At 70.4% G+C, this 11998-nt stretch carries 11 protein-coding genes; 6 read left to right on the top strand and 5 right to left on the bottom strand.

Going from position 1 to position 11998, the window contains the following annotated elements; all coding sequences use genetic code 11:
- Positions 1 to 7: 7 nt before the first annotated feature.
- The 4 genes from ACQP06_RS31425 (at position 8) to ACQP06_RS31410 (ending at position 3615) form a co-directional block, all read left to right on the top strand.
- Positions 8 to 538: a DUF4822 domain-containing protein gene (locus ACQP06_RS31425; protein WP_433668457.1), complete on the top strand. Its 531-nt coding sequence runs from the start codon at positions 8 to 10 to the stop codon at positions 536 to 538.
- Between the two features lie 149 nt (positions 539 to 687).
- The gene (locus tag ACQP06_RS31420) at positions 688 to 1176 is read left to right on the top strand and encodes a carboxymuconolactone decarboxylase family protein (RefSeq protein ID WP_433668455.1); all 489 of its coding nucleotides are present in this window, start codon (positions 688 to 690) and stop codon (positions 1174 to 1176) included.
- Positions 1177 to 1260: 84 nt separating this feature from the next.
- Positions 1261 to 2832, top strand: a complete 1572-nt coding sequence (locus tag ACQP06_RS31415) for an HD domain-containing phosphohydrolase (protein WP_433668453.1) — start codon at positions 1261 to 1263, stop codon at positions 2830 to 2832.
- A gap of 78 nt (positions 2833 to 2910) precedes the next feature.
- The gene (locus ACQP06_RS31410; protein ID WP_433668451.1) at positions 2911 to 3615 is read left to right on the top strand and encodes a hypothetical protein; all 705 of its coding nucleotides are present in this window, start codon (positions 2911 to 2913) and stop codon (positions 3613 to 3615) included.
- A 4-nt stretch (positions 3616 to 3619) separates the two neighbouring features.
- Here the strand turns inward: ACQP06_RS31410 and ACQP06_RS31405 are convergent, their stop codons facing one another.
- From ACQP06_RS31405 to ACQP06_RS31395, 3 genes are read right to left on the bottom strand one after another with little or no spacing between them, the layout of a single operon-like run.
- Complete coding sequence (locus ACQP06_RS31405) at positions 3620 to 4051, bottom strand: hypothetical protein (protein WP_433668449.1); 432 nt, start codon at positions 4049 to 4051, stop codon at positions 3620 to 3622.
- A 57-nt stretch (positions 4052 to 4108) separates the two neighbouring features.
- Positions 4109 to 4240: a hypothetical protein gene (locus tag ACQP06_RS31400; RefSeq protein WP_433668448.1), complete on the bottom strand. Its 132-nt coding sequence runs from the start codon at positions 4238 to 4240 to the stop codon at positions 4109 to 4111.
- Positions 4240 to 4668 (bottom strand): hypothetical protein, encoded by a 429-nt coding sequence (locus tag ACQP06_RS31395; RefSeq protein WP_433668447.1) that lies wholly within the window; start codon positions 4666 to 4668, stop codon positions 4240 to 4242. The genes ACQP06_RS31400 and ACQP06_RS31395 overlap by 1 nt, the downstream gene beginning before the upstream one ends.
- A gap of 130 nt (positions 4669 to 4798) precedes the next feature.
- Here ACQP06_RS31395 and ACQP06_RS31390 point away from each other — a divergent pair, with 130 nt between their 5' ends.
- Positions 4799 to 7513: an ATP-binding protein gene (locus ACQP06_RS31390; protein ID WP_433668445.1), complete on the top strand. Its 2715-nt coding sequence runs from the start codon at positions 4799 to 4801 to the stop codon at positions 7511 to 7513.
- 87 nt (positions 7514 to 7600) lie between these two features.
- A complete protein-coding gene (locus tag ACQP06_RS31385) occupies positions 7601 to 8638 on the top strand; it encodes an alpha/beta fold hydrolase (RefSeq protein ID WP_433668444.1) in 1038 nt (345 codons plus the stop codon).
- Between the two features lie 68 nt (positions 8639 to 8706).
- Here the strand turns inward: ACQP06_RS31385 and ACQP06_RS31380 are convergent, their stop codons facing one another.
- Together ACQP06_RS31380 and ACQP06_RS31375 are read right to left on the bottom strand one after the other, a co-directional pair.
- Positions 8707 to 10302 (bottom strand): ABC-F family ATP-binding cassette domain-containing protein, encoded by a 1596-nt coding sequence (locus ACQP06_RS31380; protein ID WP_433668442.1) that lies wholly within the window; start codon positions 10300 to 10302, stop codon positions 8707 to 8709.
- 192 nt (positions 10303 to 10494) lie between these two features.
- Positions 10495 to 11937: an aldehyde dehydrogenase gene (locus ACQP06_RS31375; RefSeq protein ID WP_433668440.1), complete on the bottom strand. Its 1443-nt coding sequence runs from the start codon at positions 11935 to 11937 to the stop codon at positions 10495 to 10497.
- Positions 11938 to 11998 lie beyond the last annotated feature (61 nt).

Here is an 11998-nt window from a genome sequence, read left to right as displayed (position 1 = left end):
TAAAGAGATGACGAAGAAAATCGCGACTCTTGCCGTGGCCCTCGCGGCGGTCGGTGCGCTCGGCGCCTGCAGCAGCAATGACAATTCCAGCTCCGACACCACCTCCGCCCAGCCGACCACCTCCGCGGCCGCCTCCGCCACCGTGGCCGTCCCGCCCGGTTCCCCGGCCGCCCTGCTGGCCGCCACCGCCTGGGAGACCACCTCCGCCACCGACGCCCACGGCGCCCAGGTGCCGCTGACCGACGACAATGTGAAGAACTACGTCGGCTTCGCCTACTTCAAGCCCGACGGCACCTTCACCATGTACAACCTCGACGACACCCCGAAGATGCACGGCGACTGGTCCGTCCCCGCCGACGGCAAGACCCGCACCATCGTCGCGAAAGACGATGCGGGACAGGAGAAGTTCCGCCGCGTCACCGACATCATCACCTTGAACGACAAGGAATTCACCTACCGCGTCTACCCGGACGCCAACGACAAGACGGTGTACTTCGACATCATCCACACCCCCACCACCCACCCGGAACCGAAGTAGCCGCGTCCTCCCGCCCGCGTCATCCCCGGATGGCGCGGGCGTTCTCGTTTCGGCTCGTGGCCCACCTCACAGCTTCGCGGCTGTCACACGCACCGGCTCTCGGGCGTCTTGTGGTCGTCCAATTCACCACCGCACGTGAGGATCACACGATGGAACCCCGAATCGACCTGAACGCCAACGCCGTCGGAGCCAAGCTCAACAAGCGGTTCGCCGGCGTCGGCCTCGCGATCTCTCAGTCGGGCCTCCCGAAATCGCTGACGGAACTCGTGGAACTGCGGGCCAGTCAGATCAACGGCTGCGGCTTCTGCGTCGACGCACACACCAAGGAACTGGCCGCGGCGGGCGAATCCGCGACCCGCGTCAACCTGGTCGCCGTCTGGCGCGAATCCACCGTCTTCACCGAACCCGAGCAGGCCGCCCTGGCCCTGACCGAGGAGGGCACCCGCCTCGCCGACGCGAGTCATGGCGTGTCCGACGAGACGTGGGCCTCGGTGCGCAAGCACTACGACGAGGACCAGGCCGCGGCGCTCGTCTACGTCATCGCCGTGATCAACGCGGCCAACCGCCTGGCGGTCATCACGAAGACCAAGGGCGGCTCCTATCGGGCGGGCACCTTCGAGGCGATCGCCGCCGGCTGACGGGCACACCCCGGTCCGGCTCATCGGTCCAGGTCGCGGGCCGATCCGAGATCGAACGGATCGGCGCGCGCCTATGCTCGCAGCATGACGCGTGACGCTCGGGACACGGGTGTTTCGCTGGCGGCACTGCTGGCAGCGTTCTCGTTCGCGATGGACCTCGGTCTGGGCCAGCCGATGGCGCACGTGCTGCGGTCCTGGCGGCTCGCCACGCGGCTGGGGGAGCGGGTCGGGCTGAGCGAGGGGGAGCGGTCCGACCTGTACTACACCGCGGTCCTGGCCTGGGCCGGGTGCGTGGCCGACGCGCCCGAAGTCTCGGCGTGGTTCGGGGACGACATCGCGTTCCGGGCCGACAGCTACGGGACCGACCTGCGGGGCATGGGCGGGGCGCGGTTCTTCCTCTCGCACGCGGGGGCTTCGGGGCCGTTCGCGCAGCGGGTGCGGAAGACGGTGGCGATCGCGGCGAAGGGCGGGCGCGATATCGAGCGCGGGCTCATGTCGCACTGCCTCACCACGTCGACCATGGCCGACCGGCTCGGGCTGGCCCCCGCGGTCGGGGACTCGCTGCGGCAGTTCTTCGCGCGGTGGGACGGCAAGGGGGTGCCGGTCGGGGTCGGCGGGGATCGAATCGGGTTGGGGATGCGGCTGTTCCATCTCGCCGACGTGGCCGAGGTGCTGCATCGGACCGCCGGAATCGAGGCCGCCGTCGAGGTCGCCCGGGCCCGGCGGGGCACCCAGTTCGATCCGGCCGTGGTGGACGAATTCTGTGCCTCGGCGCGGGACCTGCTGGCCGACAACGATTCCGAGCCGGACTACGGGGAACTCATCGCCGCCGATCCCGCACTGCGCCGCAATCTCACCGGGGCCGAACTGGATACGGCCCTAGAGGTGATCGCCGACTTCACCGATCTGCGCTCGCCCTATCGGGCCGGGCACTCCCGCGGCGTGGCCGATCTCGCGGCCCGCGCCGGGGCCGCCGCCGGTCTCGCCGAACCCGATGTCACGGTGCTGCGCCGCGCGGCCCTGCTCCACGACATCGGGCTGCACGGCGTTCCCGCGACGATTCTCGACAAGCCCGGCCCCTTGAGCGTCACCGAGCTCGAGCGGCTGCGGATGAACTCGTACTACACCGAACGGGTCCTCGCCCGCCCCGGCGGACTGGCCCGGATCGGCGCCATCGCCGCCATGGCCTACGAGCGACTCGACGGCTCGGGCGCGCATCGCGGCCTGACCGGCCCGTCTATCCCGGTCTCGGCGCGGCTGCTGGCCGCCGCCGACACCTACCGCGCGATGAGCGAACCGCGCGCCTATCGGGATGCCTTGCCGCCCAAGCGGATTCTGTCCGAACTGCGCTCCGAGGTGCGTCGCGGACGGCTCGACGCGGGCGCGGTCGACGCCGTCCTCGAGGCGGCCGGTCAGCCCCGGCAGCGTCGCCGCACCGGTCCGGACGGCCTCACCCCGCGCGAACTCGAGGTCCTGGCCCTCATCGCCCGCGGCGCGTCCACCCGACAGGTCGCCCGCACCCTGGGCATCGCCCCGAAAACGGCGGGCACCCACATCGAGCGCATCTATACCAAGACCGGTTCGTCGACCCGCTCGACCGTCACCCTCTACGCCGTCCAGCACGGTCTGCTCGACACACTGACCACCGATTCGTAGGGAGAACGCCCGACGACACCCGGGTTCGCCGCGCCTACCGTCGAAACATCAGCTACCGACCCCACCGGAGGTGACCTCATGCTCGATCTGGCCTCCCGGCTCACCGGCCTCCCCGAACGCACCGGGCAGGCGCCCTGGCCCGGCCACGAATACGTCAAGGGCTGGGGCGTTTTCGGCCTCCCCTTCGACAGCGGTCATGTGCTGGCGCTGCGCGTCTTCCCCGAAAACGACTTCGGCCCTTACAAAACCGTCTGGCATCGCGACCCCGAAGGCCGCTGGTCGATCTTCGTGGACGGCGACCGCGTCGATCACGCGTGCCCGCGCTACTACGGTCCCGCCTGCGACCACACCGGTCTCGCGTCGGTCGGCGCCGAATGGACGGGCCCGACGTCCCTGCACGTCACCGTCGACGACCCGGCCCTGGACTGGACGCTGACCGTGACGGAAACCCCGGCCCTGCGCGCCCTCAACGCCGTCGGCGGGCATATGCCCCTCGCCACCTGGCGCTCCCGCGCCCTCATCCGCTCACGCGAAATGATGGCCGCGGCACTGGGTCTGGGTCATCTCGAGATGGCGGGGACCATGCCCAGCGGCCACACCGGTCTCCTCATGCCCGAACGCATGTACCTGGTCACCGACTCGACCGCGGTCCTCGACGGTCACGACCTCGGTCGCCCCGCCCACCTGGACGCCAACCCCCGGATCGGGAACGTCACCCTGCCCGCCCGCGGTGTGGTAGCGATCGGCCAGGCGATGTGGCAGAAGCTGGACGACCAGGACTGACGCGTCAGCGCACGCGGGGCTCCACCCAGCGGCGCAGCGCGTCGATGGTGGTCTCCGGTGACGTGTTGAAGCAGAACCGAATTCCGGGCACCTCGTCGGACAGCGTGTTGACCAGCCGCTCGAACAGCAGCGTGTGCTCGCCCGCCATCCGGACGCCCGCGCCGATCATGGCCGCCCGGAACGTCTGCCCCGCAATGCGTTCGCGCAGTGCGGCTTCCGCCGCGTCGGGGTCGGCGGGCAGCTGACACGACACCAGATCGAACCCGGCCTCCCGCAACGCGGCCTCGCCGGCCGCGATGCGTGCGGTCAGAATCTCCTCGGTCAACTGTGGATAGTTGCGGTAATCCACAGCGCTGGGATGCAATCCGACCGACAGCACGGTCGAGCCGTTCGGGTGCTGCTGGTTCACGAGGTCTTCCGAGCCGGTTGTCGTCATGGACGGTACAAGCGCGCGATGCCGCCCGATCTTCCCGAACCGACAACCGGATCCCGGCTAGCCGAGGAGGTCTCGCACCGACGGCCCGCGACCGTGCAGCACGGCGGTCTCGGACCAGAGCAGCATCGCGACCGGGCCGCAGACGAAAAGATCGGCGATCAAGTGCTGGTGGGGCTGCGATGCCGACATCACGCGGCCCGCAGCGGTGTGGCGAAGGACTTGCGGAGGGAGGACGGGCCGATCAGGGGCAGCAGCGCGGCGAGGATCTTGCCTTTGAGGGCCTGTGGGGTGCGGGTCAGCTCGACGTCCACCCGGCTGCCGGACAGGTCGGGGGTGATCCGGAAGACCCAGCCGCCGCCCGCGCCGAAGAGTTTGGAATCGAGGGTGGTGATGGTGACGGTGTCACCGGACGGGTCCCAGTCGTAGCGGGCGCGCTCCCAAGCCGCGGCGGTGCCCTCGGTGACCTCGGCCCAATTGTCGCCGCGAGCGTGGACGGCGAAGTGCTCGGCGTCGATGCTGGGCCAGGCGTCGGGGCGGGTGGGGCCGAAGTCGGTCAGCACGTGCATGACCTCGGCGGGGGACAGGGTGGACATCAGGTGGAATCGAACGGTAGCCATGGGAATACCTTCGCCGTCACGGCCGGGTCGCCGAATCTGTCAGATGACGCTGTCTTGACGTAATCAACCGTGGGTAGGGTCGCGGCGGGACCCACATCTGCCGTGCGGGCCCGGAGGAGGATTCCGCACCATGCCGTTGTTCGGACGCGACACCGAACTGAAAGACCTGTCCGCCCTGGTGGACGGACCCGGCGAGCGCAGCGGCATCCTGATCGAGGGCGAGCCCGGCATCGGGAAGTCGACACTGGTCGAGCAGACCGTCGCCGCCGCCTCCGCCGCCGGTCATCGCGTGCTGCGGACCGCGGGCGTGGAAGCCGAACGCAATCTCGTCTACGCCGGGCTGCACCGGCTCCTGTATCCGCTGCGCCGCGAGTTCGACACCCTGCCCGCCCGGCAATTCGACGCGCTGACAACCGCTCTGGGCATGTCGGAGAGCACCGACGAGCCGAGCATCCACCTGGTCGGGCTCGCCGCCCTGACCCTGCTCGCCGATTCGGCGGCCGAGCGCGCGGTGCTGGTCGTCGCCGAGGACGTGCACTGGCTCGACCTGGCCAGCGCCGAGGTGCTGGCCTTCGTCGCCCGCCGCCTCGACTCCGAACCCGTTGCGCTGCTGGCCACCCGGCGCGACGGCGCGGTCTCGCCGGTGAGCGCGGCCGGATTGACCGTCATGCGTCTCGGACCGCTCGCCGGCGATGACGCGAACGCGCTGCTCGACGCCATCGCGCCGGATCTGCCCGCGCAGGTCCGGCGCCGCGTGCTGGTCGAATCGCACGGCAACCCGCTCGCCTTGACCGAGCTACCCATGGCCGCAATGGATCTCACCGAGACCGCTTCGGCTCTGCCGTTGACCGAGCGTCTGGAACAGGCCTTCTCGGCTCGCAGCGCCACGCTGCCCGGCCCGACCCGCTCGGTCCTGCTCGTCGCCGCCCTGAACGACGGCGACTCGGTCGCCGAAACCCTCACCGCCGCCGGGATTCTCCTGGATTCCGCCGTCACCGCCGAGGATCTCGCCCCGGCGGTCGGAGCCCGGCTGATCGACATCGGTTCCGGCACGGTCGCTTTCCGTCATCCCCTGGTGCGCTCCGCCCTGGTGGCCGCGGCGACCGGCGCGGAACGCCGCCGCGCCCACCTGGCCCTCGCCGACGTCCTCGCCGAGTCGCCGGAACGCCAGGTGTGGCATCGGGCCGCGGGCGCGGCCGGCGCCGACGAGGACGTCGCCGCCGCGCTCGAAGCCGCCGCCGAACGGTCCCGGCACCGCGGCGGCGCGGTCGCCGCCATGGAACACGCCGCGGCCCTCACCGTCACCCCCGGCCGCCGCGCGGACCGCCTGCTGCGCGCCGCCGAACTGGCCGTCGACGCGGGCAGCCGCGACACCGTCGAACGGCTGGTGGACGCCGCGCGCATGCTGCCCCTCACGGCCGGACAGCAGGCCACCGCGGCCTGGCTGCTCTCCGGTTTCGAGGACGGCATGCGCGAAAGCCACACGCGTATCGGCGAACTGGCCGTGCTGGCGGCCGATGTCGCCGCCGACGGCTACCCGGATCCCGCGCTGCGGATCCTGTGGGCGGCGGCCGCCCGCTGCTTCTGGTCCGAACCCGGGCCCGACACCCGGCGCGCGGTGCTCGCGGTCGCCGACACCTTCGCCATTCCCGGCGGCGATCCGGCCAAGCTCGCGATCGACTCGATCGTGGCCCCGTTCGAGCGCGGCGACGAGGTCCTCGGCCACCTGCGCACGCTGGCGGCGACCTCCGGTCGCGACACCGAGGTCGACCACTATCTCAGCAGCGCCGCGTACCAGGTCGGCGCGTTCGATCTGGCGGCCCAGTTCGCCGCGGCGTCCGCGCCCGGATTCCGGTCCGCCGGACGGCTGGGGCTGCTGACCCGGGCGCTCGCGATCCAGGCGTGGAGCCTGGCCCGGCTCGGCGACATCGCCACCGCCGCACCCATCGCGGCCGAGGCGGCGGCGTTCGCGCTGGAGACAGAGCAGCCGTTCATGCACGCGGTGATCGTGTCGGTGCAGGCCGAAATCGCGGCGCTGCGTGGCGATTACGCGGAGGCCACCACCCTGGCGGCGGACGCCGAACGCACCGGACTGGCCGCGGGAGCCCGGCCGGTGCTCGCCACCGTGCAGCTCACCCGCGGGCTCACCGCGCTCGGGGAAGGCCGATTCGACGACGCCTTCACCGACCTGGCCCGCATCCACGATCCGCGCGATCCGTCGCATTCACCGGCGCTGGCGGCGTACTTCCTCACCGAACTCGCCGAGGCCGCCGTCCGCGCCGGGCAAGCCGACGCCATGGCCGACCTGCTGCGCGGACTCGAAGCGTCCGCCGAGGCCACGCCGTCACCCGCCCTGCACATCGGCATGCGCTATGCCCGAGCGGTTCTCGCCGGTGACAAGGCCGCCGAGGCGTTCGCCGCCGCCCTGGCCGCGGACCTGACCGGCTGGCCCGCCGAACGCGGCCGCCTGCACCTGGCCTACGGCGAATGGCTGCGGCGGCAGCGCCGCGTGGTCGAGTCCCGCACCCACTTGCGCACGGCCCGTGAGATCTTCGACGCGCTCGGCTTCACCGCGTGGAGCGAACGGGCCCGCCTGGAACTGCGCAGCGCCGGTGAATCGAGCCCGAACCGCGACCCCGATGCCCGCGAGCGGCTCACCCCGCACGAACTGAGCATCGCGCAACTCGCGGCGCAGGGCCTGACCAACCGCGAGATCGGGCAGCGGCTCTACCTGTCGCACCGGACCGTCAGCACCCACCTGCACCGGATCTTCCCGAAGCTGGGCATCAGTTCACGCGGGGATCTCGCGGCCCTGCTGCCCACCCTGGACGAAACGGCCGGGTGATCGGCGGGTCGCCGCCGCGACCGATCGACACCGATTACGTCATCCGACGCACGCGGCGGGCCGGGTCCGCTCCCTAGCGTCGAAGGCATGAACCTCGACCGACGACGCCTCTTCGGCGCGACGCTGGCGGCGGGCCTGGCCGCGGCCACCCTCACCGCCTGCGCCACCGACTCCGCCACGCCCGCACCGGCTCCCACGAGCGTGAACCCGCGGGCCGGATCGGGCGCGCACACCGGCCTGGGCCCGATCAAGAAGATCGACGCGGGCGTGCTGAACGTCGCCTACGCCGAATTCGGGCCCGCCACCGGACAACCCGTGATCCTGCTGCACGGCTGGCCCTACGACGCCTACAGCTTCGCCGATGTCGGCCCGCTGCTGGCCGACGCCGGGTACCGGGTCCTGGTGCCCTTCCTGCGCGGCTACGGCGAAACCACCTTCCGGTCCCCGCAGACCGTGCGCAACGGCCAGCAGTCGGCCATCGCGCGCGACATCGTCGACTTCATGGACGCCCTGCACATCGACAAGGCCGTGCTCGGCGGATTCGACTGGGGCGCACGCACGGTCGACGTCATCGCCGCCCTGTGGCCGCAGCGCGTCAAGGCCATGGTCGCGGTGAGCGGCTACCTCATCACCCAGCAGGCCGCCCAGCAGCAGCCCCTGCCGCCCGAAGCGGAGCTCGGCTGGTGGTACCAGTACTACTTCGCCACCGAACGCGGCCGCCTCGGCTACGACCGCAACCGCCACGACTTCAACAAGCTCATCTTGCAACGCGCCTCTCCCGCCTGGACTTTCGACGACGCGACCTACAACCGCAGCGCGACCGCCTTCGACAATCCCGACCACGTCGACATCGTCATCTCCAACTACCGGTGGCGGCTGAGCCTGGCCCCGGGCGAACCGCAGTACGACGTCTACGAACAGCAGCTCGCCGCCGGGCCGGTCATCTCGGTGCCCGCGATCACCGTCAGCAGCGATTTCGACGGGGCGGCCAAGGACGGCAAGGGATACCGCGGCAAGTTCACCGGCAAGTACGAGCACCGCGTCCTCGACGGGATCGGGCACAACGTCCCGCAGGAAGCGCCACGGCCGTTCGCGCAGGCGATCATCGACGCCGACCGTCTCTGACGGCGGCGGAAGCCCCGGTTGTGCAGATCCGGCTCCGAGCACCCGAAGGCGCCCGGAGCCGGAGGCAGTCACAGAGCGCTGCGCTGCTGAATGCGGCCGCCCGGTTCGAGTTCCACCACGGTGTCGATCCCGATCCCGCGCAGGAACGGATAGTCGTGGCTGACCACCAGGATCGCGCCGCGATAGTCGGCCAGCGCTTCGGTCAGCTGCTCGACGCTGGTGATATCGAGATTGTTGGTCGGCTCGTCCAGAATCAGCAGCTGCGCCGGCGGATCGGCGAACAACAGGCGGGCCAGCGACACCCGGAACCGTTCACCGCCCGACAGCGTCGAGATTGGACGTTCCACACTGCTGCCCCGTAACAGCAAGCGGGCCAGATGATTACGGATCACGGCCGGGGTCGCCGTGGGTGCCGCGGCGTGCACGTTGTCGAGTGCGCTGGCGTCCTCGTCGAGGTTGTCCAGGCGCTGCGGCAGATACCCCACCCGCTCGGTGAGCAGACTGCCCCGGTCCGGATCGCGGCCCGTGAGCAGGTTCTCGACCAGCGTCGATTTACCGGAGCCATTGGGGCCGACCAGCGCTACGCGTTCCGGGCCCTGAATGACGACCCGCCGATCACCGTCACTCAGTTCCGCGATCCGGCGGCTGCGCGGCACATCCGGATCCGGGAGGTCGAGGTGGATGTGCTCCTCACGGCGGACCCGGGACGACGCGTCGTCCAGCAGCTGTTGCGCGGCTTGGAGTTTCGCGTCCAGCGTGGTGCGCATGGCTCCCGCCGAACCCTGGGCCCGATCGGCCCGGTTGCCCGCGAGAATCCGTGGAATCCCCCCGTCCCGCTGGGTCGCGCGGGCGGTGCGCTCGCGGCGGGCGAGCTTGGTCTCGGCCTCGATCCGCTGCCGTTTCTCGACCTTCACGGCCTGTTCGGCGGTGCGGGCGGCCTGGACGGCCGCGGCCTGCTCCTGTTCGACATACGCTTTCCAGGCGCTGTACGGCCCGCCGAAGACCGCCAGTTCCGCGCCGCGCAGCTCCGCGGTGGCGTCCATCCGCTCGAGCAGTTCGAGATCGTGGCTCACCACGATCAGGGTTCCGGGCCAGGAATCCACGAATCCGGCCAGCTTGGCGCGGGTTTCGCGATCGAGGTTGTTGGTCGGCTCGTCGAGCAGGGTGATGGGCGTGCGCTGGACCCGCAGGCCGGTGATCGCTACCAGGACGGCCTCGCCGCCCGAGATCTCGCCGACTCCTCTGTTCAGATCGGCCGCGCTGAAACCGATTTCGTGGAGCGCCTCGTCGGCGCGGGCTTCGATGTCCCAGTCGTCGCCGATCGTCTCGAAATGCTCGTCGCTCGTCTCGCCGGACTCTATCGCGCGCAAAGCCGCGAGTTTGCCCGCGATACCGAGCAATTGGGCGATCGTCGCATCACGGCCGAGGGTGAGGCTCTGGGGGAGATACCCGACCGCGCCGGTGGTTTCGACCCGCCCAGCCGTCGGGGTCAGGATTCCGGCGATCAGCCGCAACAGCGTTGATTTCCCCGCGCCGTTGCGGCCGACCACACCGGTGCGCCCGGTGCCGAGGGTGCCATTGAGCCCGGACAGCGCGATGCTGCCGTCGGGCCATTCGAAGGACAGATTCCGCAGGGTGACCGCGGAAGGCATGGATGTGGACATGGGTTGTCGACTCTTTCCTGCTCGCGAACGAGCGGCCGGACGTGATTCGGGAACGTCTCGGAGCCGGGCGAAGGCCAGGAGCGCGCGGCCGACGGGGCCGAGCGACAAGTGTGAGAGAAAGCGCCGCCTTCGACCGGGCGGCTAGATTCTGTCGACTTCCTCGATGAGCACGGGACCACCCTAGCAGCGACGTCAGACGGTGATCGTCTGGAATTCGGTGTACTGACCCAGACCGACCACGCCGTATTCGCGGCCGATCCCGCTGGCCTTGAAGCCGCCGAACGGGCCGTCGAAGCCGACCGGCGCGCCATTGACGGTGACGGTCCCGGTCCGGATCCGGCGGGCCACGGACAGCGCCGCGTCGACGTCCGCCGACCACACGCCGCCGGAGAGCCCGTAGTCGGAGTCATTGGCGATGCGCACGGCGTCGTCGAGGTCGTCGTAGGCGAGGACGACCAGCACCGGGCCGAAGATCTCCTCCCTGGCGATCCGCATGGACGGGGTCACATCGGCGAAAACCGTTGGCGTGACATAGAAGCCGTCCGGCAGTCCCGGCGGCAGCTGCGGACCGCCGCAGACCAGGCGCGCGCCCTCGGCGATGCCGATCTCGATGTAATCGCGGACCCGCTGTTGCTGATCGCCGCGAACCATCGGGCCGATGAAGGTCCGCGGGTCGCGCGGGTCACCGACCGGCAGGGATTCGACCAGCTCCGCCAGCGCCGCGACCACCTCCTCATAGCGGGAGCGCGGGGCGATGATGCGCGTCTGGGCGATACAGGATTCGCCATTGTTCAGCAGCGAGCCGAACTTCAGGCCGTTCATGACCGCGGTCAGATCGGCATCGGGCAGGATCACCGCCGCCGACTTGCCGCCCAGTTCCAGGCTGACCCGTTTCAGCTGCTCACCCGCGATGGCCGCGATCCGGCGACCCGCCCCGGTCGAGCCGGTGAACGCGATCTTGTCCACCGCGGGATGCGAGATCAGGTACTCGCTCGTCTCTCGTTCCGCGGGCAGCACGCTGACCACGCCGCCGGGCAGGCCGACGCGATCCAGCAGCTCGGCCAGCAGGCCCATGCTGAGCGAGTTCTCCGGAGAAACCTTGAGCACCACGGAGTTTCCGGTCAACAGGGCGGGCAGGATCTTCGACGTGGCGGAGGAGAAGGGGGAGTTCCACGGGATCACCGCCGCCACCACGCCGACCGGCTCGCGCCGAACCACACTGCGCACCGGGGAATCCGGGTCCGACGGAGTGAGGGTGCGCTCCCAGTCGAAACTCTCCGCGGCGGTCAGATACGCGTTGGCCTGCCGGGTCAGCGCGGCCTGACCCGCCCGGGTGAACCACGCCGCGGAGCCGTTCTCGGCGGTGATGAGCTCGGCGATCCGGTCGGCCTGCTCCTCGCGCAGTTCGTTGAACCTGCGCAGCACGGTGATTCGTTCGCTCGGCGGGGTGTCACGCCATTCCCGGCTGTCGAAGGCGGCGCGGGCCGCCGCGACCGCGCGCTCCACATCGGCGGGTTGCGCCTGTGCCGCCGCGCCGAGGAGCGATCCGTCGTGTGGGGACAAGATCTCCAGCAGGGCCGGTTCGCTGGGTTCGGTCCAGACGCCGCCGATGTAGAGCCGGTCATAGGTGATCATCCGTGTGCTCCCGCGTCGAGGGCGGGACGAAAGATGCTGGTCATGGTGGTGACGCTAGGAG

The organism is Nocardia sp. CA-136227 (assembly GCF_050955695.1).
GTDB lineage: Bacteria > Actinomycetota > Actinomycetes > Mycobacteriales > Mycobacteriaceae > Nocardia.
This window is presented reverse-complemented; position numbering and strand designations above follow the sequence as displayed.

Coding starts and splice junctions, on each gene's coding strand:
- ACQP06_RS31425 (WP_433668457.1), top strand. CDS start 8: ATGACGAAGAAAATCGCGACTCTTGCCGTGGCCCTCGCGGCGGTCGGT.
- ACQP06_RS31420 (WP_433668455.1), top strand. CDS start 688: ATGGAACCCCGAATCGACCTGAACGCCAACGCCGTCGGAGCCAAGCTC.
- ACQP06_RS31415 (WP_433668453.1), top strand. CDS start 1,261: ATGACGCGTGACGCTCGGGACACGGGTGTTTCGCTGGCGGCACTGCTG.
- ACQP06_RS31410 (WP_433668451.1), top strand. CDS start 2,911: ATGCTCGATCTGGCCTCCCGGCTCACCGGCCTCCCCGAACGCACCGGG.
- ACQP06_RS31405 (WP_433668449.1), bottom strand. CDS start 4,051: ATGACGACAACCGGCTCGGAAGACCTCGTGAACCAGCAGCACCCGAAC.
- ACQP06_RS31400 (WP_433668448.1), bottom strand. CDS start 4,240: ATGTCGGCATCGCAGCCCCACCAGCACTTGATCGCCGATCTTTTCGTC.
- ACQP06_RS31395 (WP_433668447.1), bottom strand. CDS start 4,668: ATGGCTACCGTTCGATTCCACCTGATGTCCACCCTGTCCCCCGCCGAG.
- ACQP06_RS31390 (WP_433668445.1), top strand. CDS start 4,799: ATGCCGTTGTTCGGACGCGACACCGAACTGAAAGACCTGTCCGCCCTG.
- ACQP06_RS31385 (WP_433668444.1), top strand. CDS start 7,601: ATGAACCTCGACCGACGACGCCTCTTCGGCGCGACGCTGGCGGCGGGC.
- ACQP06_RS31380 (WP_433668442.1), bottom strand. CDS start 10,302: ATGTCCACATCCATGCCTTCCGCGGTCACCCTGCGGAATCTGTCCTTC.
- ACQP06_RS31375 (WP_433668440.1), bottom strand. CDS start 11,937: ATGATCACCTATGACCGGCTCTACATCGGCGGCGTCTGGACCGAACCC.